At 36.9% G+C, this 21668-nt stretch carries 18 protein-coding genes and 1 pseudogene; 9 read left to right on the forward strand and 10 right to left on the reverse strand.

Translation table 11 applies throughout. The features are described from left to right. Positions 1-67 precede the first annotated feature (67 nt). Complete coding sequence (locus ACQKNX_RS17480; protein WP_427429975.1) at positions 68-901, reverse strand: alpha/beta fold hydrolase; 834 nt, start codon at positions 899-901, stop codon at positions 68-70. Between the two features lie 465 nt (positions 902-1366). Between ACQKNX_RS17480 and ACQKNX_RS17485 the strand changes: the two genes are divergently transcribed. The 4 genes from ACQKNX_RS17485 (at position 1367) to ACQKNX_RS17500 (ending at position 4621) form a co-directional block, all read left to right on the forward strand. After that, complete coding sequence (locus ACQKNX_RS17485; protein WP_427429976.1) at positions 1367-1939, forward strand: dienelactone hydrolase family protein; 573 nt, start codon at positions 1367-1369, stop codon at positions 1937-1939. Between the two features lie 28 nt (positions 1940-1967). Further along, positions 1968-2924, forward strand: a complete 957-nt coding sequence (locus tag ACQKNX_RS17490) for a LytTR family transcriptional regulator DNA-binding domain-containing protein (RefSeq protein ID WP_427429977.1) — start codon at positions 1968-1970, stop codon at positions 2922-2924. Positions 2925-3068: 144 nt separating this feature from the next. Then, entirely contained in the window at positions 3069-3917 is an 849-nt protein-coding gene (locus ACQKNX_RS17495) for an ATP-binding cassette domain-containing protein (protein ID WP_427429978.1), read from the forward strand. Next, positions 3914-4621, forward strand: coding sequence for an ABC transporter permease (locus ACQKNX_RS17500; RefSeq protein WP_427429979.1), 708 nt, complete (start codon positions 3914-3916; stop codon positions 4619-4621). The genes ACQKNX_RS17495 and ACQKNX_RS17500 overlap by 4 nt, the downstream gene beginning before the upstream one ends. Before the next feature lie 184 nt (positions 4622-4805). On the opposite strand, the gene ldmS is transcribed toward ACQKNX_RS17500, so the two are convergent. Beyond that, a complete protein-coding gene (gene ldmS, locus ACQKNX_RS17505) occupies positions 4806-5960 on the reverse strand; it encodes an L-aspartate--L-methionine ligase LdmS (protein ID WP_427429980.1) in 1155 nt (384 codons plus the stop codon). A gap of 155 nt (positions 5961-6115) precedes the next feature. Beyond that, positions 6116-6697, reverse strand: a complete 582-nt coding sequence (locus ACQKNX_RS17510; RefSeq protein WP_427429981.1) for a GNAT family N-acetyltransferase — start codon at positions 6695-6697, stop codon at positions 6116-6118. Between the two features lie 92 nt (positions 6698-6789). Between ACQKNX_RS17510 and ACQKNX_RS17515 the strand changes: the two genes are divergently transcribed. Together ACQKNX_RS17515 and ACQKNX_RS17520 are read left to right on the forward strand one after the other, a co-directional pair. Beyond that, positions 6790-8151, forward strand: coding sequence for a PLP-dependent aminotransferase family protein (locus ACQKNX_RS17515; protein ID WP_427429982.1), 1362 nt, complete (start codon positions 6790-6792; stop codon positions 8149-8151). Positions 8152-8225: 74 nt separating this feature from the next. Further along, complete coding sequence (locus ACQKNX_RS17520; RefSeq protein WP_427429983.1) at positions 8226-9020, forward strand: EcsC family protein; 795 nt, start codon at positions 8226-8228, stop codon at positions 9018-9020. A 131-nt stretch (positions 9021-9151) separates the two neighbouring features. On the opposite strand, the pseudogene ACQKNX_RS17525 reads toward ACQKNX_RS17520, so the two are convergent. Further along, a pseudogene (locus tag ACQKNX_RS17525) lies at positions 9152-10118 on the reverse strand (quinone oxidoreductase family protein). Between the two features lie 92 nt (positions 10119-10210). Here ACQKNX_RS17525 and ACQKNX_RS17530 point away from each other — a divergent pair. Beyond that, entirely contained in the window at positions 10211-10852 is a 642-nt protein-coding gene (locus ACQKNX_RS17530) for a hypothetical protein (RefSeq protein WP_427429984.1), read from the forward strand. Between the two features lie 94 nt (positions 10853-10946). Here ACQKNX_RS17530 and ACQKNX_RS17535 read toward each other — a convergent pair whose 3' ends face one another. The 3 genes from ACQKNX_RS17535 to ACQKNX_RS17545 all read right to left on the reverse strand — a co-directional run bounded on the left by ACQKNX_RS17535 (position 10947) and on the right by ACQKNX_RS17545 (position 13631). Further along, a complete protein-coding gene (locus tag ACQKNX_RS17535; protein ID WP_427429985.1) occupies positions 10947-12131 on the reverse strand; it encodes an NAD(P)/FAD-dependent oxidoreductase in 1185 nt (394 codons plus the stop codon). Positions 12132-12175: 44 nt separating this feature from the next. Further along, positions 12176-12604, reverse strand: coding sequence for a DUF1641 domain-containing protein (locus ACQKNX_RS17540; RefSeq protein ID WP_427429986.1), 429 nt, complete (start codon positions 12602-12604; stop codon positions 12176-12178). Positions 12605-13013: 409 nt separating this feature from the next. Continuing rightward, a complete protein-coding gene (locus tag ACQKNX_RS17545) occupies positions 13014-13631 on the reverse strand; it encodes a TetR/AcrR family transcriptional regulator (RefSeq protein WP_427429987.1) in 618 nt (205 codons plus the stop codon). 123 nt (positions 13632-13754) lie between these two features. Here ACQKNX_RS17545 and ACQKNX_RS17550 point away from each other — a divergent pair, with 123 nt between their 5' ends. Further along, positions 13755-15941 (forward strand): MMPL family transporter, encoded by a 2187-nt coding sequence (locus ACQKNX_RS17550; RefSeq protein ID WP_427429988.1) that lies wholly within the window; start codon positions 13755-13757, stop codon positions 15939-15941. Positions 15942-16498: 557 nt separating this feature from the next. On the opposite strand, the gene ACQKNX_RS17555 is transcribed toward ACQKNX_RS17550, so the two are convergent. Further along, on the reverse strand, positions 16499-18013 hold the full coding sequence (locus ACQKNX_RS17555; RefSeq protein ID WP_427429989.1) for an MDR family MFS transporter: 1515 nt from the start codon (positions 18011-18013) through the stop codon (positions 16499-16501). A gap of 157 nt (positions 18014-18170) precedes the next feature. On the opposite strand from ACQKNX_RS17555, the gene ACQKNX_RS17560 reads away from it, so the two are divergent. Then, positions 18171-19076, forward strand: a complete 906-nt coding sequence (locus ACQKNX_RS17560; RefSeq protein WP_427429991.1) for a TetR/AcrR family transcriptional regulator — start codon at positions 18171-18173, stop codon at positions 19074-19076. 180 nt (positions 19077-19256) lie between these two features. Here ACQKNX_RS17560 and ACQKNX_RS17565 read toward each other — a convergent pair whose 3' ends face one another. Together ACQKNX_RS17565 and ACQKNX_RS17570 are read right to left on the reverse strand one after the other, a co-directional pair. Next, on the reverse strand, positions 19257-20900 hold the full coding sequence (locus ACQKNX_RS17565; protein WP_427429992.1) for a sensor histidine kinase: 1644 nt from the start codon (positions 20898-20900) through the stop codon (positions 19257-19259). Continuing rightward, positions 20897-21598, reverse strand: a complete 702-nt coding sequence (locus tag ACQKNX_RS17570) for a response regulator transcription factor (protein ID WP_427429993.1) — start codon at positions 21596-21598, stop codon at positions 20897-20899. Before ACQKNX_RS17570 ends, ACQKNX_RS17565 begins: the two co-directional genes overlap by 4 nt. Positions 21599-21668 lie beyond the last annotated feature (70 nt).

Consider the following 21668-nt stretch of genomic DNA (forward strand, 5'->3'; position numbering starts at 1 on the left):
CTCGATAGGCATTAAATATTTGTTATTTAATTATTCGCATAAAATTTTAAAAACTGCAACTCTTTTTTTAGAAACTCTCTAAAAACCGCAGTATTACACGGTTAACATCTTTTCTTTCTTCAAAAACCAAAGTGTAATGATTACTATTTGATGTGAATTTCCAAATATTTTTGGCATATTTGAGTGTTTCTGTATAAGATTCTGCTAAAAATAATGCGGGCATTGCTCCAATACCACCAGTTGAATGAATTAAAAGTATTGGGCATTCCACTTTTTCAAAAACATTTGCAGGCTTGTAGTCATAAAAACTTTGGAAATCTAAACGAATTTTTTCTTCGTCAGACTTATTTTCCCAATGATTATCTTGTATTGCAATCTCATAACGACCTACGCTTGCTAAATGATCTGTCCATTCAACGCCTAGGCGACCATAAATCGCTTTTATTTCCTCGATGTACGCGTCTGCTGAGTCATACAGCTTGCTAATTCGACCTAGTGATGGTTCAACAATTTGGCGTTGATGATCTGTACAAGTTGCTGCTCCATCAAGTAAAATGACCCCTTTTACATCTTTTCGTTTACTCGCAACATTCGCCATGATAAATGCTCCCATTGAGTAACCCATTAATATCGGGCTCTCAATGTTTAATGCATCAAGCAAAGCTAATACATCTTGTGTATGTAACTCAATACCTGTATTTGCAGGTGCTGGTGCACTATTACCACGCCCTTTTAAGTCAACCGAAATAAAACGATAGTCGCCTTTCAAAAGCTCAGCATAATAATGCATTTGCATATGGTTGCCGGTTAAACCATGTACGGCAATAATAGTCCCTTTCTCACCTGGATAATCTGCAAAATGTAATGCACTACCATTCACTTCAATTGTTTGGTATTCCATTTCCATCATCCTCCTCATATAAATCATGCGGCGTTTTGAAGCCCATTGTGAAGGCGAACTTCCATTCATCCTCTCACCTAAACAATCGCCGAATAAAGATAAAGTTATTTTTACATTGTTATTTCAAAAAAGTCAAAAAATTTTTTCTTATACTAACACTTACGTTACTCTTTTTTTTAAGCAGCATTTGAAATATACCCCCTACTTTTCATCACAAAAATATTATTTTAAAATAACTATAATTTATTATTTTTTTCCATTTTTCATTTCCTAAATCCACTAAAACAACTGCTATTAAAACAATTCCCAATTATAAACATTTGAATCGTGTGAGAAATTTACTTATTGATATAAAACTTTGTTACCACAAAAATGACCAAACCAAAAATTTACTTTTAATGGATTAAATGTACGAGATAATTACTTTTTGATACACTATTTGAAAAAGCAAAAAAGGAGTTTCAATTGAATAGAAAAAATAGAAAAATATTTATTTTACATGAAATTTATGGGATAAATGATTTTATTCGAGAACAGGCATGTGCCTTTATGGATAAGCAAACCGAGGTAGAATGTGTGCAACTTTACACAGATGAAAAAAGCTTTACTTATAATCAGGAAAAAGAAGCTTACCAGTATTTCACTAATGAAATTGGCTTCGATACTCCTTTGAAAATACTTTTTACACAATTAAGTACTGCCATACAACAATATGAAAAAGTTATAGTAATCGGTTATAGTGTAGGCGCAACACTCGCTTGGCGACTTGCTACGCTGCCGTTATATCGTGTTGTTTGCGTCTACGGCTCACGTATTCGCCAATATCTTGATTTGCAACCAAATTGCCCGACACTGATGCTTCTACCTTGTCATGAGGTTAGTTTCAATGTCAAAGAATTAAGTCATGCACTAGAGCATCAACACTTTGTACAAACTATTCAATTGCCAGGGAAACATGGATTTATGGATCGTTATAACGCTTCTTTTCATCAAGAAAGTGCTATGCTGGCGCAGACGTATATAAAAAAATTTTTATAAAATCTTTTACGAGGTGGAGGCTATCACATTGAATCAACCACAGCTTTTAGAAATCGACCCTTACACGGAATCAGGAAATGTTATTTTTCCAAGCTTCCAACTTCCGTTGCATATAGGGGCTATTGTAGGCATCTACACAGATGTAACGAAAATTAATACTTTAATGCAATGGTTTACAAAGCAAGAAAAGACATACACGCATAATCGTGAAAGTGCATTATACGAACGACTAACAGTAGGCGAGTATATCCATTTTTCTATGAAACTGTTTACAGCGCCTCTACACAACAAAGAGGAAATTTTAAAGCTGTTTTCTTTGTCTGATCAAAGGAATAATACAATACTTAAACTTCAACATGGGGAAAAACAACGGTTAAAATTGTTACATACATATCTAAATTTAGCACCTACTCAAATAATAGAAGAACCCCTTCAAAACTTAGATGAATTTTCAAAACAAAATGTTCTCAAGCTTTTGATGGCACTTCAAAAACAAGAAAAATCAGTTGTTTTACTTTCAAACAATTTAGAGGATTTGATTATTTCGTGCGACGAAATATATAGATTGGATGCATTAGGTTTGCATACACTCGATGTAAAAGAGGATGAAATTGAAACAGTTCCTACACCTAACGAAAATGCACCTATAAGGCTTGATAAAATCCCAACAAAGAAAAATGACAAAATCATTTTATTTAATCCACCAGAAATAGATTACATTGAAAGTGTGGAAGGTGTTGTGAGCGTTTTTGTTGCAAATGAAGCCTACCCATGCGCATTGTCCCTTAATGATTTAGAACAAAAATTGACACCATTCGGCTTTTTTAGAAGTCATCGTTCTTATATCGTTAACCTGCAAAAGGTTCGTGAGATTATTACTTGGACCCGCAATAGCTACAGTCTTGCTTTAAATAGCAACGAAAAAACTGTTGTTCCTTTGTCGAAAAATAAACTAGCAGATTTGAAAGAAATACTCGGAATATAGTAGATTTCCCAGGAAATAAACGACTCCTGTCAGCTAAATATTACTCCATTGAAGCCCATTTTTCCGCCATTCACCTGTAATTTAATGTTTACTTCTCCATTGTGCTTTAAAGTGAGGATATCAACAACCACAGGAGGTTTACACATGGAGACAATTATTGATGTTCAACATTTAAAAAAGGTCTTTAATAAGGAGGCTGCATTACAGGATGTTTCCTTTACTATTAAAAAGGGAGAAATATTTGGTTTCCTTGGTCCAAGCGGCTCCGGTAAAACAACTACTATTAAAATATTAACCGCGCAAACGGAAAAAACTGCGGGAGATGTATCATTATTTAATCGCCCTGCTAGTGAAATGAAATATAGCCAAAATCGTCAGCGCTTTGGTATTTTGACGGATAATAGCGGGCTGTATACACGGCTTTCAATTGAAGAGAATTTATTACTATATAGTAATTTGTATCAATTACCTCATACAGCAGTAAAAGACGCTTTAGATTTTGTTAATCTTTACCCAGAACGTAAAAAGAAAGTTAGTCAGTTATCGAAGGGCATGATTCAACGTGTCACACTAGCTCGAGCCATTATGCATAAACCTGCATTGTTATTTTTAGATGAGCCAACATCTGCACTTGACCCCGTGAATACGCAGCATATTTATAACGGCTTACGGAAATTAAATGAACTCGGAACAACAATCTTCTTAACAACACACGATATGAGTGAGGCAGAAATACTGTGCGATCGTGTTGCCTTTTTACATCAAGGGAAAATTCGTGCAATCGGTTCACCGAAGCAATTAAAAAAAGATTTTGGAGATGAAACAATTACTGTAGAATTGAAAAATGGCCAATCTGAAACGATTCAAAATGGCGATCAGGATGCGCAGAAACTATTTCATTGGATGCAAAAAAATGCCGTTGCACGTATATACACAAATGAGCCAACTTTAGGCGATATTTTTATGCAAATAACAGGGAGTGATCTAATATGAACATCTCAATAACACGTATTCAAGCTATTTTCATGAAGGACTACAAGGAATTTTCAAGAAATTACGCAGTCTCCGTTATGATTTTTTTACCCCTTATTTTAGCTTTTGCTTATAACAAAATCGGAACAAATAGTATCGACGCTTATTTTTTACCAATAAATTTAGTGTTTGCAGTTGTTACTGCCTATGTACAATGTTGTTTAATTGCAGAAGAAAAGGAGAAAAATACACTTCGAAGTTTAATGCTTTCTCCTGCTTCACTTGGAGATATTTTAATAGGTAAAAGCTTGTTCGTCTCTATTGTGACGATTGTTGTAGTAGGCTTGTCGATTTTCCTTGTTGGTTACGAGCCAGCAAATCTTTTCATATTAGCTATCGCCCTATTACTCTCTATCTTTTTCTATATCGCCTTAGGAACATTATGTGGATTATTTGCAAAAACAATTATGGAAGCATCTATTATCGTGTTGCCTGTTATGTTTATTTTCTCATTTGGACCGTTCGCCCTAACTTTAGCTTCTGTCTATCCAGTGCTAGAAATCGCAAAGTGGCTCCCAAGTGCCCAACTAGTACTTTTAGCAGAAGCTTTAGAAGGTAACTACTCTTCGATGGATTATATCATTCCTATCGTTACTATTATTGCTTGGTCAATAGCAGCTTGGATTGTTACTGGATTTGTTTATAAAAAAAGAATGGTAGATTAACAGGGTGCCAGGCACTCAAACAATTTCCACACAAATCATGTATTTTGTAACTTGTCAGAGAAAATGCCCGTAGACTCCTGCTCATTACGCACGCAATGTAAGCTGCAACTTGACCATGCGACAGCATGGGTTGTGGCTTACGGTGTGTCCGCGGAAAAGTGCCAGGCACTCAAACAATTTTCCATTAAAGCAATTGCAGTTCAAGTTCTTCGATTTCTTGTAATGAATCCGCATACCAAATACCAACATAACGCGATGCTACTTTGTTTTCAAAATAATCCCCATCATAAAAAGCTAATGGGAATAGAATACCTTGTTTTATAAATTGTTCAATCTTTTGATAAAATGCTTCATTATCCTCAGCACCTTTTGATGCATAGGAAGCAAATTTATTAACTGGTTTACCTAATGCTTCATGAAACATTAACATAGAGGTAGAGCCGTTTTGGCGGAAGTTCAAATCAATCGCCTGCACATCTCCTGCCTCTGTTACGATTAAATCAAACCCCGCTACACCAACAAAGCCTTCTGCCACGCCACGCTCCATTATATGGCGACCTACTTCAATCACTTTATCTGGTACTTTTTCTACAATGACATTCCCCTCATAAATTCCATTGTCATCTGTCATCTGTTGAGAAGCACCTAAATACTGTATACCAAGCTCTTCAGAATAAACGAATTGACAACTATAATTATCTTTTGCCTGTAACAACTCTTCTATAATAATACTTTCCGTCCCATTCATTCGAAATTGACGTAAACCCTCTGTTAACTCATCTTGACTTTGGCATATGATGACGCCGTATCCACCAGAAGTAGGCGAATCATCTCCAGGTTTGAGCACAACAGGTGGCTTCCAATTTTTCATTGCATCCGATAATCTATATAGTTCGATATTCAAACGGCTAGGCACGTATTTACTATCAATTAAATGATCAATATATGCTTTTGTATTTAGCTCATTAAATTTGGCGGCATCCATCCAATAGCAATTACGGTTCATATGCTCTGCGTCATGTAAATACTGACAAACAATCGTCTTACCTTCTTCACACCATGCATCTAATTGCGCTAAATATTCTTCTTGTGTTTCATACGTATACGGCTGATCTACCCATGTTAAACCCGCTAATTCATGTATTTTTTTAGCCTTCTCCGTTTGCGTCGCACGGTGCACTAAAACAGGAATATCCGCGATGGCGACTTCCCTTGCTGTTAATGCATCTAGTTTATGGCAATCATCCATCATCCACGGATTATCGCTATATGGTGTACGAGGTGTATACACAGCATTATCACCGTAAATTTGTCGTAATGTTAATTTCGGCTTTAACATACTTTTCCCCCACTTTTCAAAAATAGATTTTAAGTAATCTACCCTTGAATACCATTACTCACACATAATTTGCCAAAAACTAGATTATAAGACTAGCAAATATCCATTTTTTTACTTGTTTTTAGTAACTAAAGCAAATGGAGAAAGACTTTTAATTAGCCCAATACCAATAAATGTTCGATTCGAGCTTTTACTTCTGGCCATTCATCTATCGTAATACTATACATTACCGTATGCCGAGCAGAACCGTCTTTACGTACCATATGATTGCGTAGAATGCCCTCTTTCGTTGCCCCTATACGTTCAATTGCCTTTTGAGAGCGTATATTTTCATGATCTGTTTTAATTTGGACCCGTTGTAGCCCCAGAACCTCAAAGCAATAGCTTAGTAATAAATATTTACAATTGGTATTCACAGCAGTTCGCCAAAATGCAGGAGTAAGCCACGTTGTCCCTATTTCCAGACGTTTGTGCTTATAATCTATGTCCATATAGCTGGTTGAACCTATGATCTGTCCTGAAAGCTTATCCACAATTACAAACGGAAACTCCACCATTTTATCTTTGTTGGACAATGCATTTTCCACAAAGTTATGCACATCCGTTTCATTTTCTATCGCTGTGGACAGATATGACCAAATCTCTGGATAACTTCCTGCTGTAAGTATTCCTTGTACATCCTCTTTTACTAATGGTTTTAATAATACGACTTCATTTTCTAAAATGCTGAATCTCATTGACCTTCACTCCTTTTTTTTATTAAACCGGAATTTTGATATGATGGATATAACCAATTTTTAAAATTATGACCATACCAAGGAGGTAATAGATGATGGAACTAGCAATTTCGTTCTCCGGACATATTGCTAAATATGTACAGGTTTATGAAAGCATTAAACAAGGTATTCTTTTACAGAAACTTTTAGCACATGAACAATTACCTTCAAAACGTATGCTTGCAACAACATTAAATGTCAGTGTTCATACAATTAAAGAAGCCTATGAGCAATTGCTTGCAGAAGGTTATATTTACAGTAAAGAGCGCTCAGGCTACTATATAGCACCATTTGAGTTTGAATGGCTTCAGCAAGTTCAAACAAAAGATACAGTTTCCTTGCAAACGAATGACACAGTGAAATTTGATTTTAATACTGGGCATGTGGATAAAGCTGCTTTCCCACTACAAGCCTTTCATAAGCTAATGAAAAAACACTTTACTGTGGATGTTTTATCAACAAGTCCGTGGCAAGGAGAAACTACATTAAGACAAGAGATTGCCCACTATGTTGAACGCTCTAGAGGAGTTACTTGTGATGCATCACAAGTATTTGTCTATAGCGGTACACAAAGCCAACTACAGGCTCTATGCCATTACTTCGGGCCACAAACCGAAGTCGGTTTAGAAGAACCAGGTTTTAAACGAGTAAGGGCAACTTTACAGCAATGTGGTTTACTAACGCACCCGATTTCTGTGGATAACTCAGGCATTACTGTACCTAAAAAAGCTATTCACATGTTATACACAACACCAGCACATCAATTTCCACTAGGTATGATTATGTCGATTGAACGCCGTGCGGCACTGTTACAATGGGCAACCTTAAATAATGCATTTATTATAGAAGATGATTATGATTCGGAATTTCGTTATAAGGGCCTACCAATCCCTTCACTCGCGAACATGGATCAGCTACAGCGGGTCATTTACTTTGGCACATTTTCAAAAACACTTCTTCCTTCTCTACGTATTAGCTATATGATTTTGCCTAGATCACTAGTAGAGCCATTTACCCGCTTCCATCAAGAACAAAAGTCAGTCGTCTCAAAGGTAGATCAGCTTGTACTAGCAGATTTTCTTGCGCAAGGCTTATTCGATAAACATTTAGCAAAAATGCGTACCATCTATCGAAAAAAACAGCAGACGTTACTTGCAACTCTTCGTAGTCAATTCTCTAAGGAATTTGAAATTATCGGTGAAAATGCTGGGCTACATATTATTGTGAAATTGCCAAAAAGATTGTCAGAGCATAATGCTATTCAACTTGCCCATGCAGTAGGAGTCAATGTCTATCCTTGTTCTACTTCATTTCAACACCCAACTCAACATGGCATGATTATTATTGGATATGGTGGATTGTCAATTGAGCAAATTGATGAGGGCATTACTTTACTTGCTTCTGTATGGCAATAGATACGTATGAACTTGAAACTTTTTAAACTAGTTTACGTATTGTAACTAAATGCACTCACAAGGGGAATAGATAAATGGAGAATCAGGAGCAATTACAAACTTATTTACAAGAAATTGAAGCGTGGGAAAAGGACCAAAAAGGATTATGGTTTTGGGAAAGATTAGGGCGTATTCCTTTTAAAATTTTAGATAAGATGACCCCTACCTTTATTCAACAAAAACTAGCTTTACTTGTTGATGAGCTTGGGAGCTATGTTCAATCAGGAGGTAAATATTTAATCAATGAGCAAATGATGATTCTAAAAATCCGTAATAATTCTTTGTATCCAAATATTTTTACAATCTCTGATATCGGTAACATTCCTTTAGAGGAGATGATTGCTCTAAGTGAGAAGCTGCAAAAAGAACGCGTGAAATTGGCAACAGTTCAAGGGGCTTCTACTGGCTTTGGCGGCATTTTCACATTGGCGATTGATATCCCATTTATATTAGGAATGGCTTTAAAAACGCTGCAAGAAATTGCAATTATTCATGGCTTTGACCCTAATGATAAAATGGAACGTATTTTCATTGTGAAGTGCCTACAATTTACCTCCGCTGATATAGTAGGTAAAGAAGCTATTTTAGAAGAAATTTCATCCATGCACGACAATAATAACGTATCCGACAAGATGATTTCACAGCTTCAAGGTTGGCAGGAAGTTTTCTTCACTTATCGTGATCAAATGGGCTGGAAAAAGCTTTTCCAAATGGTTCCGATAGCAGGTATGATTTTCGGAGCATACGCTAATAAAGGTATGATGCAAGATGTAGCAGAAACAGGAATCATGCTTTACCGAAAAAGAAGAATATACGAAAAACTAAAGTAGTGCCAGTCACTCACACAATTCTCAAACAATTTATTTTCACCTGAGGGAACGCAGCAAAGTAAGACGCAACAAAAGGCGCGACAGAGACAGTTGCGGCTTACAATGTTTCTGCGTAGCTAAGTGCCAGTCACTCACACAATTTTAATTAATATCTTCCCTTGATGCTGGCGGCTCTCCATCAACTCATGCGCCTTTTCCATGTCCTCTAAGTCAAACACTGCTGCTATCGGCACTTGGAAACTTTCATCCTGTAATAGTGTAAAAATATCTGGAGCTACTTGTTGTAATAGTTCCGGCTTTAAAGCCCGAGTCGTTCCTAGGCTAAAGCCTTTTACATTGCGGCAACTACTATGTAAATCAGATGTTTTAATATTGCCCGCTTTACCGCTACTATTACCAAACTGCACAAGAGTTCCGTATGGCGCTAAACACTTTAAACTCTCTTCTGTAATCGTTCCTGCAATTGAATCGAAAACAACATCGACACCAAGACCATCCGTATACTCATTAACTTGGGCACTAAAAATATGTCACAACATGATGTGCGCCTAGCTCATAAGCAATGGTTGCCTTTTCGATAGAGCTAACAGTTCCTATAATTTTCTTAACCCCACGCTTTTTTGCCATTTGTATAAGCATTGTCCCTACTCCACCTGACGCAGCATGAACTAAAACGCTATCCTCTGTACCAATTTGTGTAATTTGATGTGTTAACATATAGGATAAAAATAAAACAGTCGGTATAGCTGCTACCTTTTCAAGAGGTACACCATTCGGAATACGAAAGACTAGCTGTTCATTTGCTACAACATATTGTGCATAAGCACCATTCTTTGGAAAAGCAATAACGTGGTCCCCTTTTTTAAAATCACTGCTATCATTAAAATCCTCTTCTATAACACCAGCTACATCTAAACCAAGTATCATAGGAAATTTAGCTTTTGCTTTATTTCCTGTTCGATTTTTAACATCAGCAAAATTTACACTTGTATAGGACGTACGTATTAGCACTTCCCCTTTTGCAATCATCGGTTTTGGACAATCCACCACTGTTAGAACAGACGGCGGTCCAAAACCATTTATTGTAATAGCCTTCATAATCTACCTCCTTCCTGTTATATTAAAATTATAACTAACTTTATATATAAAAAGTGAAATATTCACATTTTTCTAATTTAAGGGGGATTACGATGACAATCAAGCCTAGTAAAGAAACTTACAACGATATTGCTTACAATTTTTTTAATATGAATAGTGATAAAATTTGCTTTATGTTCTCTGGTACAGGCTATAACTATGATAAACCGCTAATGCATTACTCTACTTCACTAATGCTAGACTTAGGCTATGATGTTGTCCAAGTTTTTTATACATTTGAGCAACAGCAGTTCAATCAGCCACCAGAAGCTATTTCAGAAATGGTTTATAACAATGTCGAATCTATCGTTACATATTATTTACACACAAAGGCTTACAAAGAAGTTGTTTATATTGGAAAGTCGCTTGGTGTGATGCCAATCGCCGACTATTATATGCAACAGAAGGCCATTATACCTTCACACTATGTACTATTAACACCACCACTATCCTTTGAACATACTATGCAAAATTTAGTAAATCGACATAGCTTCATAGCAATTGGAACTGCTGACCCTCATTTTTCTAATGAAAGGCTGAACCAACTAACTTCACATCAGCTTACTATCGTAGAAAATGCAAACCACTCACTCGAAATAAAGAACAATACACTGGAGTCGATTATCACCTGCCAGACTATCTTAACCGAGCTCAAAAATTATCTTCAAAACAAATCTATCTTTCCTCCATTTTAAAGTAGCTTGTAGCGCAAATTTAGCCATAAAAAAAACCCGTAAATGTTTAACGTTAAACATCTACGGGGCATTTCATTTAGTTATTTATTGAAAATTAATACACTAAGCCGAATAGCGCTTTGATGTGTGTAAGATAGCGAATGTTAGACGCTTCTTTCATAAGTGTTGCAGGAAGACCTTTAAGTTGTGTGTTGCTTGCACCGATAGTAGCAACTGCATCTTTACGGCCTAAGCTTGCAAGAGTACCAGAGTTAACCGCAGAGAATGTTTTCATCTCTTGGTTTTTGTATTGTGCGAATAAGTTGTAACCAGCGCATTCGCCCATTTGCCAAGCAACTTGTGCAGTTGGAGCGTAAAGTGGGCGTCCACCATCACCTGGTAATGCAACAGAAGCATCCCCGATTACAAATACATCTTCATGTGATGTAGATTGTAGGAATTCATTGATTGTTGCTTTGCCACGATCAGCAGCAAGACCTGATTCAGCTACCATTGGAAGTGCAGCTACACCACCAGTCCAGATAAATGTATTAGCAACGATTGGCTCACGGTCTTTAAGTGAAATAACGTTACCTTCAACACCTGTTACTGGAGTACCTGTGATGAATTCAACACCACGTTTTGCTAAACTTTCAGTTGCACGTTCGATAAGTACATCTGGAAGTACTGGCAAAATTTTAGGACCTGCTTCAACTAGTTTAATTTTAAGATCTGCAAAGTTTACGCCGTGTTTTGCTGCGATTTTCGGGAAGTTGTCCACGATTTCACCAACAAGCTCAACACCTGTTAAACCGCCACCGCCGATAACGATTGTTGCATCTGCTTCGTCTTTTGACTGTGAATATGCTTTAATACGATCTTCAATGTGTCGGTTAATTTTGTTTGCATCGTTAACTGATTTAAGTACCATTGAATTTTCTTCTAATCCTGGGATACCGAAGAATCCAGTTTGGCTACCTAAAGAAACAACTAATGTATCATAAGATAAAGTGTAACCATTATCTAGGTCAACCTTTTTAGTATCAACATTGAATTTAGTTACTTTAGCGATTTGTACATCAATATCTAAACCTTTAAAGATTTTTTTAAGCGGTAAAGCTACTGCACCTTCTGCAATAGTACCACCAGCTAAACGGTGAAGTTCAGTGATGATTTGGTGAGTTGGGAATTGGTTTACTACAGTGATTTTAGCTTCATCAGCTGATAAATACTTACGTGCTGTTAATGCAGTTAATACACCCGCGTAACCAGCACCTAAGATGACGATTTCTTTTGACATGATTAATTAATCCTCCGTCCTTACGAATTGAATATATCTCGGCCTTATTTAGATTTACGTTCAGCGTTTACTTGTAAAAATGCATTTACAAAACGGAAAACATTTTGAACTTGTGGGTCTTTGATCATTTTTACAAGACCAAATAAACCGATTACTTCATTGCTTTCAGAAGCACGTTCTTTTGCTTCAATAGCAGTCGCAGCAAGTTGCTTAGCTGATCCTACTACTGGTGCAGCCATTTCTGTTACAGCGCCAACAGTATCACTTTTTAATACATCATCAGTTGCAACAGCTTGAGCAAACTCATATGATTTAGTTAATAAAGTCATCATTTCAGTTAGCTTTGGTAATTGCTCAACTAAAGTTGTTAGAGATTCTTGCACCTCAGGCTTTAATAATTGGTCTAGTACATCTAGTTGCTCTTGACTCACAGTTAATTGTTCAGACTGTGCTTGGTTATTCGTTTCTGACATTTTGAACTCTCCTTTGCCGTCACTAATACTATTTTTTATATTGCCTCCATGTAAAAAAGACCATTAAGCGATCTTCTTAACAGTCCTTACAGCGGATATCTTACACACCAGTCACAAGGGCTGGAAAGCGAGTTTCATGATTTATTATTACAATATTTACTGCATTTTGCACAAAGCGCATCACAATTCCATCCTTATCTCTTATCTTGGTGATATTACAACATCCATTATAAGACTGTTTACGCATTATTTCAATCAGCTACAGCACAATCTTTTAAAAATAGTTTATTTGTAAACAATTTTTAGTTATCCGCACTCTTTATTTGTTTGTTTTAGTAAAATAATCCAAAAAATAAATCCCCTTTAAAAACCAATACGCTATAAAAAATGTTATTGCCTACAAATATTCTCACTTTTCGACAGATAACCAAAAGAAATCAATTATCTCTTTCGCTGCTAAAGGCACTGTTTGAAATAATCTTTTTCCTTCACCATCTTTAAAATAGCCCACTGACATCAATGCCATAAATGTATGGGCAAAAAATTCAGCATTCCCGTTGCGAATCGTTCCCTTTTCCATTTCATTTCGCATCGAGTGCTCAATCGTTTTATACATTTCATTTTCTGATGTGTGGACTTCTTTTAATTGAGTATTTGATAAATTAATTGTAGCTTCACGCATAAAGTTCTTCATATCAATATCTACAGTTGCCGATAAATGTACTTCAATTAGTTGTTCTAATCGCACTTTGAAAGGAATCGGCTGTTCTAAAATTCGTTCAATATGCAGCCTAATTCTATGCATCATTTCAACTAATGCCGATGTATATAAATCCCCTTTGGTTGGGTAATAGTAATAGATCGTAGCTTTCGTAACATTACAGGCTTTCGCAACATCATCCATGGACACATTTTTGTATCCCTCTTTAATAAATAGCATCGTTGCTGTTTCTAAGACGATATCTTTTGTAGGTTTAGACTTATCATCATGGCGAGGTCTTCCTAGAACACGCGGTGATTGTTTCAACAAGATCGCCTCCTTATAATGTGTTCTTTTAAACATATTATAACATATCAAAACTTCTTTATTGATTAATTAACCTTCTAGTATATATAATTAATAATAATTACACGAAACGGAGGTTTTCTCATGAAAAAACACCCTCTTGAGCAATGGGGCTCAATGGTAGCAAGTAAAAAAGGGCGATTTTTAGCACTCGGATGCTGGGTTTTACTTGTTGTTGTCCTCTCGTTTGCTTGGCCACAAATTAACAGTATTGAAAGTGAGTCGGGTAAAAATTTACCTGATACTGAGATGTCCGAGCAAGCAGCAGCAATTATTGCTGAAGAATTTCCTAATGATGCAGGGACACCATTATTACTCGTTTGGCATAGAGAAAGCGGCCTAACAAATGAGGATTTTACAGCTATCCAAAAGGTTTACGCAGAGCTTAAAACAAATCCTTTAGAGCATCAAACGCTCATACCACCTTATGACGCAATGCCTCCACAGGCTTTTTCTGCATCTACATCTGACAATGGCTCCACTCTTGTCACACCTGTGTTCTTTGAAAAAGGTGTTGCAACAGATATGTTACAAGAGAGCCTAGATTCTTTAACGAAAACAATGGACTCAAATAATGTGCAATTGGGTAAAGACCTAACAAGTGACGCTCTCCATGTTCGTTATTCTGGTCCAGTTGGTATTGCAACAGATGCTGTTAGCTTATTCTCACAAGCTGATGTGAAATTAATGATAGCGACAGTACTTCTTGTATTAGTGTTATTAATTTTAATTTATCGTTCTCCATTACTTGCCATTATCCCACTAATTGTTGTAGGGCTTGCTTACGGTGTAATTAGCCCAACACTTGGTTTCTTCGCAGAGCAAGGATGGATTGATAAAGATTCACAAGCTGTATCGATTATGACAGTTTTACTATTTGGTGCAGGAACAGATTATTGCTTATTTTTAATTTCAAAATACCGTGAAGTTTTATTTGAAGTTGAGGATAAAGCTGCAGCGATGAAGCTCGCTGTTAAGGAATCCGGTGGCGCTATTATGATGAGTGCCCTAACGGTTGTTATAGGTCTTGCTACCCTTAGTCTTGCCCATTATGGCTCATTCCAACGCTTTGCTGTTCCATTTAGCTTTGGCGTGTTGGTAATGGGAATTGCAGCGCTTGTTGTCTTGCCAGCTATTCTCGTTGTTATAGGGCGAGTAGCCTTTTTCCCATTCACTCCACGGACAGAGGAAATGGCAAAAACAAAGGGCAAAAAACAGCATAAACCTTCACATAAAGTTAGTCGTAAAATTGGACGCTTTGTAACCCATAAGCCATGGATTGTTATTGCAGTTACTGTCCTGCTTCTTGGGGGATTAGCATCCTTTGTACCACGTATTCAATATACATTTGACTTATTATCTTCATTCCCAGAAGATATGCCGTCACGTGAAGGCTTTACTTTAATAGAAGAAAATTTTTCACCTGGTGAGCTGGCACCTGTTCAGCTAGTCATTGACACGCAAGGTACTGATATCAATTTACAACAACAGCTTGCAAACATTTCATATATTGATAATGTTTCTGATGTACAAATTGGCACGAAAAACAACTCTATTCAATTATATGAATTATCATTGAATGCAAATCCTTATGCAAAAGAGTCTTTAGAACATATTCCAGAGCTGAAGGCTGAAGTAGTTCAGTTACTTGAAGACACTGGTATTAAAGACGCTGATACGCACGTATGGATAGGTGGAGAAACAGCAAGTCAATATGATACAAAACAAGTTACTGAGCGTGATGAATCTGTCATCATGCCGACAATGATTGCTTTAATAGCTTTATTATTATTTGTCTATTTACGTTCAGTAACAGCAACTATATATTTGCTCGCTACAGTCATTATTTCTTATTTTGGTGCACTTGGTGCAGGTTGGCTTATTTTGCATTATGTCATGGGGGCAGAGGCGATTGCAGGCTCTATTCCGCTATATGCCTTTGTATTTTTAGTTGCACTTGGCGAGGATTATAATATCTTCATGATTTCAGAGATTTGGAAGAAACGAAAAACGAAGGATCATTTAACAGCGGTAGAAGAAGGCGTTGTGCATACAGGTAGTGTTATTACATCTGCAGGGCTTATTTTAGCAGGTACGTTCGCAGTGCTTGCTACACTACCAATTCAAGTACTTGTACAATTCGGGGTTGTGACGGCTATTGGTATATTGCTCGATACGTTTATCGTGCGACCTCTACTTGTCCCAGCTATTACAACAGTGCTTGGCAAATATGCATTTTGGCCAGGAGCCCTATTTAAAAAAGGGAATTAACTCTTTAAATGATTATACAAAAAGGCATCAATCTTGATGCCTTCAGCTTGTCGACAAAAGGGATTAAGAATAGAAATCTTAATCCCTTTTGTTATTTTTATTGTAAAAAATGGGTTGGAATATCAGCGACTTTGATTAATTCCACTACTTCATAGATTTCCTTTAGTTCATAAATTACTTGCGCTTTGATTTGATTGGTCTTACTTTCGTCCTGTCATACTCGAGCATCCCCTCTCTATGAAGCTGTTTACCATGTCCAAGTTGCCATTATAGTAGACTGCTAGCAATACATATAAAGTTGATTGAAGTGGAGGGCGGGCGACTCCTGCTCAGAACGCACAGTACGGAAGACGCAACAGACCGCGCGTTAGCGAGGGTTGCGGCTTACGATGTGCCCGCGGAAAGCGCCCAACCGTAGCGGAAATCAACGGCAGTAGTCATCACTTCTACATTAATTTTTCATAAAAAAGGACTATAGACATTTGAGTTTAGTCTACAGAAAAAATCCCACCGACAAGCCCTGAAATAGCTTATTGGTGGGATTCTTTTTTATGATATTAGTTTGTTGGTTTTTTTAAATCCATTGTAGCAGTTGCACTTTCAACTTTTACACGTTTTAAGAAGAACGCAAGTATTAATGCGAGAACTGTAACGAATGCTGCGATTAGGAACGAATGTGTAATACCATCTAGTAGAGCTGTTTGCATAATTTGATCTTGCATTTGTTGCATTTGCTCTGCTGTAGGTGCAGCACCTGATTGCGCTGCTTGTGCCTTAGCATCTGCAATTAAGTCTGCAGCTGTTGCTTTTGTACGGTTATTCATAAATGTAACTAATACAGCACTACCAATAGCTCCTGATACTTGTTGTAATGTATTATTGATCGCTGTACCATGTGGATTCATCATTTGTGGTAATTGATTTAAACCATTTGTCATAATAGGCATCATAACCATCGACATACCGAACATACGGATTGTATACATCGATACGATGAATGTATAGCTAGAATCAAGTGCTAATTTTGTTAATCCAAATGTTGCGATTGTTGTAATTGTTAGACCAATGATTGCCAAAATACGCGGTCCGAATTTATCGAAAAGTTTACCAGTAATAGGTGACATAATCCCCATTACAAGTGCCCCAGGAAGCATCATTAAACCAGCTTCAAATGGTTCAATACCGCGAATTGATTGCACATACGCAGGTGTTAAAATCATCCCAGAGAACATCGCCATTGAAATGATTACTGAGATAGCAGAACCTAATGCAAACATCGGATATTTGTAAATACGTAACTCTAGTAAAGGCTGATCCATACGTAATTGTTTAAAGATGAAGATAAGTAAAGAAATAATCCCGATTGAAATCGTACCGTAAACCCAAGGACTAGACCATCCTTTGTCACCCGCAGTACTGAAACCGTATAAAATACCACCAAACGCTACTGTTGATAATAATACGGAAGGAACATCTAAGTGCACTTTACGTGTTTCCATAATGTTATCTAATTTCCAAATACCAAATAGCAGACTAATAATCGCAAATGGTATAATCATTTGGAACAGCATACGCCAATCATGATGTTCCACGATATAACCCGATAATGTCGGGCCAATCGCCGGTGCTGCAATCATAACTAAACCGAAAATACCCATTGCTGCTCCACGTTTTTCTTTCGGGAAGCTAGTCAGCATTACGTTCATTAATAATGGTGACATACTAGCAGCCCCTGCCGCTTGCACCATACGTCCTGCAAGTAACATACCAAAATTTGGAGCAAAGCCAGCCATAATTGTACCTATTGTAAAAATAGACATGGCAGTAATAAATAAATGTCTATTTTTAAAGCGTGTCACAAAGAATGCTGAAGCAGGTACTAAAATACCACTTACAAGCATATAACCAGTTGCAAGCCATTGTACCTTTGCATACGTAATACCAAAATCTTTCATGATTGTTGGCAACGCAACATTTAACAATGTGTTGTTAAGAAAAGCAACAAAAGCACCCACAAACAAAATAGCAATCATGCCATAAGGGGGCTTTTTCATTGTTAAGTCATTATTCATTTATATCCCTCTATTCTTTCTTGTTGTTTTGCGATAAAACTTATTTTATACTCGCAGTCTACTTTTTTCAAGAATTAAGATTAAAAAATTTTAAAACGTTGATATATAAGCGTTTACATTGTAGAATACGAGTATAATAATTTAAAAAGGTGAGGTCATGAACAAAAAAAAACGACAAATTATCACTTCAGCTCGGGAACTTTTTATAGAAAAAGGATTTTTAGATACATCCATTAACGATATTATTAGTGCAGCCAAAGTTTCAAAGGGGACTTTTTACAATCATTTCGTTTCTAAAAATGACTGCTTAATTGCCATTTTAGATGAGGGGCGTGAAGAAGCTAGCAATCGTCGACATGAGCTTCTTTATGGAAAAGACCCTACTGATTTAGAAATATTAACACAGCAAGTTGCTGTATTGATGCACGTTAACCGTGAGCACAACCTAGTACAAATTTTTGAATCAATTTTCCATTCACGGGACAGTGAACTTAAGAAAATCCTTTTGAATTATCACTTACAAGAATTGGAATGGCTTGCAAACCGACTTGTACAGGTTTTTGGGGAAGAAATTAGACCGATGAGCTATGAATGCGCTGTACAAACACTAGGAATGGTTAATCTTTCCTTACGCGCAGTTTTAATAGCCGACTATAAATATATAAACCGCGAAGCAATTGTACGGGTAGCATTACGCAATATAAGCCTAATTATACCTGCCATGCTTGAATCGAAAGAAGTCCTTATTACCGCTGAAATGTTTAACGCTATACAAAACGTAATTAACTATCAACAAATAAGTAAAGATGTCGTGATTGAACAATTGCTGGGCTTTACAAAGGGGCTAACAGAGGAAGAAACGATGGAAGGTTTTGAATTTGCAACATTCCTTTTAGAAGAACTTCAACAGCAGAAGCCAAAACTCTTTATTATTGAATCTCTTCTTACTCCTTTCAGAAAAGCTTTTGTCGGAACCGAACATGCCGCAGAAGCGCGCGATATTGCCAATAATCTATGGCGCTATGTGAAAATGGGTCAGCCATCAGAGCAATGTAAAAAATAAAATAGCCATGTAAAACCCCGATTAGTCTGTCTAATCGGGGTTTTACATTGAGCAGCATTTTCATAGGAAGGAAGCTCCCCTCTCCACATAGGCTGCTTCAGAGAAACTAGATAGATGGGTCACTTAAAGCGCAACAACAGAATAAACGTTATCGCTTCTTAAACTTTAGCATAAACCCTTTTATTCATTTTGGAATTTCAAGACAAAAACAGTTCCATTCGTATCCGAACTGACACTAATAGTTCCATTATGCAAATCAATTAACTGTTTCGTAATGGCTAAGCCTAGACCTGTACCCGTTGCATCATCAGTTGTATTTGTACCCCGATAATAACGGTCAAAAAGGGTATCTAACTCATCTTGTGGAATACCCGGCCCCTGGTCAACAATAGTTAACTTAATACATGTGTCTGTATTTTGAGCTTCTACAATAACCTCGGTTCCTTCAGGTGTATATTTTTTAGCATTCGTAATTAGATTATCTAATATACGCTTTAATAAAAGCTCATCTGCTTCAAGCATAACATCCCCATATACTTTGATAGTCACTTGCTCATCTGCGAACTGAAGTAACCATGAAGCAAGCGCTAACGTTACTTTTTCGAGCTGTATTGCCTTATTCTTTAATTGATAGGAATAGGTTAAATCTTGTATGAGCAAGTCCATATATGTTGCCTTTTCACGCATTGTATTAGCAAAGATTCGCATCTCTTCTTTTGACCATTCATAGTCCTCAGAAGCAAGCATCGTTGAATACCCGTAAATAGAGCTTAATGGTGTCTTTAAATCGTGCGATAAGCCTGTTATCCACTCCTCACGTAATTGCTCCGCTTGCTTGATTTGTCTCTCATTTGAAGCAAGTCGTTCAGATAAATGATTGAGTGATTCATCAACAGGTTGAAATAACTTAAATTTCCTCTTCAGTTTCCCTGTCTTTCGATGGTGGATTTTTTTATCACTTACTTCACGGTAATCAAACTGGGTTAGTCTTTCAATTCGCGAAAGAACATATACAAGTGGTCGAACAAATTGTCCAGAAATACTAATAGATAACACGATAACACCTATTAACAAAATACTATGACCACCAAAAAATATGGAGACAAATATCATCATTGCTTTATTAAAAGGCTCTTCAAACGGCTTGTAAGTTGGGTTAGGCATACGAACTACGAGCGTTGAACTATCTTCTAAAGTTGTACTGAGCTTAAGCTCCGCCTGCTCAAATATGTCGTACGTCTCCTCTAGCAACTGAGGCTTATGTAATTTCTTATAACGTTCACCAATCACCTCTACGCGATCCCAGTGCTCATTATATATTTCTATAGCGGCATTATTAGCTTGTACGCGTTGGAGTAATTCCGAGGGGAATTCTTTCTTTTCACTAATCACCTGCAAAGTATCATTAAAGATTGATTGTACAAGGGATGTAGGTAAAAACAACAAGTAATATTTTGGCATTTCCCACGTATGCATTCCTGGACGTTTCAGTGCCATAATTTCATAATCCGTCATATCACACAGTTCACAAGTATCTCCTGTAAAATCGACAATGTCCATGGCGTCATTGAATAAGTATAACTGTCCGGCATTGTCCTGCGCACGTTTGACCAAGAAGTCTGCTATTTTAATAGTTTGGCCCTTTTCCTTCACTGCATTATCTTCAATTTCAGAGGAACTCATCGTATGAATATTATCCCCGACACGTTCATTAATAAAGATTGCAAAAAATATCAAACTGATTATAAAACCTGAAATAATAAGTAAGTAAAATATAATGAAATAGGATACAAAACGAAGTGATAATTTCCCTGTTGGCTTCATGATTGGCCATCTCCAACCAATTTATAACCAATTCCTCTTACTGTAATAATGGATGTCGGTTTGCCGGGGTTCTTTTCTATTTTTTCACGTAGCTTTCGTATGTGAACCATTACTGTATTATCGTCAAACAGACTATCGCCCCAAACACGCTCATAGATTTGCTCCTTGGATAATACTTGCCCCTCGTTTTCACATAAATACTTCAACAAGTAAAACAACCGACCGCTAATCAATTCGGTCGTACCATTCACAGTTATTTCTGCTGCATCAATATCAAATGTAAAACGGCTATAGGAATATACATGACTATCAAGTACATTTTTTTGCCTCATATAGCGTTGAAGCTGCACCTTCACCCTCGCTACAAGCTCTAGCGGATTAAATGGCTTTGTAATATAATCATCTGCCCCATTCATAAATCCCCGTATCTTATCTGCGTCACTACCCTTAGCTGTTAAAAAGAATACCGGCGCATCACTTTGCGTTCGTATAACATTGGCGATATCAAGCCCACTACCATCCGGCAACATAATATCTAATAAGTAAAAATCAAAAACATTACGCTCCATTGCTGTTTTTGCTTCAGCAATAGTAGTGCATAGCGTAATGTTTGAAATTCCTTCTTTTCTTAAAATAATTTCGATCATATCCGCAATGGCTCGTTCATCCTCTAACACGAATATTGCCGCTTCGTGCATCACGTCACCTACTTTTAAGATTATTTTAAGGTAGCCGTTATTTCACTATAAGATTTACCAACTACACTAT

Source organism: Lysinibacillus sp. NPDC093712 (assembly GCF_050280025.1).
In the GTDB taxonomy this organism is placed as follows: Bacteria; Bacillota; Bacilli; order Bacillales_A; family Planococcaceae; genus Lysinibacillus.

Bases quoted from the DNA above. Each gene is read 5' to 3' on its own strand.
- ACQKNX_RS17480 (WP_427429975.1), bottom strand. From the start codon at position 901: ATGGAATACCAAACAATTGAAGTGAATGGTAGTGCATTACATTTTGCA.
- ACQKNX_RS17495 (WP_427429978.1), top strand. From the start codon at position 3,069: ATGGAGACAATTATTGATGTTCAACATTTAAAAAAGGTCTTTAATAAG.
- ACQKNX_RS17500 (WP_427429979.1), top strand. From the start codon at position 3,914: ATGAACATCTCAATAACACGTATTCAAGCTATTTTCATGAAGGACTAC.
- ldmS (WP_427429980.1), bottom strand. From the start codon at position 5,960: ATGTTAAAGCCGAAATTAACATTACGACAAATTTACGGTGATAATGCT.
- ACQKNX_RS17510 (WP_427429981.1), bottom strand. From the start codon at position 6,697: ATGAGATTCAGCATTTTAGAAAATGAAGTCGTATTATTAAAACCATTA.
- ACQKNX_RS17515 (WP_427429982.1), top strand. From the start codon at position 6,790: ATGATGGAACTAGCAATTTCGTTCTCCGGACATATTGCTAAATATGTA.
- ACQKNX_RS17520 (WP_427429983.1), top strand. From the start codon at position 8,226: ATGGAGAATCAGGAGCAATTACAAACTTATTTACAAGAAATTGAAGCG.
- ACQKNX_RS17530 (WP_427429984.1), top strand. From the start codon at position 10,211: ATGACAATCAAGCCTAGTAAAGAAACTTACAACGATATTGCTTACAAT.
- ACQKNX_RS17535 (WP_427429985.1), bottom strand. From the start codon at position 12,131: ATGTCAAAAGAAATCGTCATCTTAGGTGCTGGTTACGCGGGTGTATTA.
- ACQKNX_RS17540 (WP_427429986.1), bottom strand. From the start codon at position 12,604: ATGTCAGAAACGAATAACCAAGCACAGTCTGAACAATTAACTGTGAGT.
- ACQKNX_RS17550 (WP_427429988.1), top strand. From the start codon at position 13,755: ATGAAAAAACACCCTCTTGAGCAATGGGGCTCAATGGTAGCAAGTAAA.
- ACQKNX_RS17555 (WP_427429989.1), bottom strand. From the start codon at position 18,013: ATGAATAATGACTTAACAATGAAAAAGCCCCCTTATGGCATGATTGCT.
- ACQKNX_RS17560 (WP_427429991.1), top strand. From the start codon at position 18,171: ATGAACAAAAAAAAACGACAAATTATCACTTCAGCTCGGGAACTTTTT.
- ACQKNX_RS17565 (WP_427429992.1), bottom strand. From the start codon at position 20,900: ATGAAGCCAACAGGGAAATTATCACTTCGTTTTGTATCCTATTTCATT.
- ACQKNX_RS17570 (WP_427429993.1), bottom strand. From the start codon at position 21,598: ATGCACGAAGCGGCAATATTCGTGTTAGAGGATGAACGAGCCATTGCG.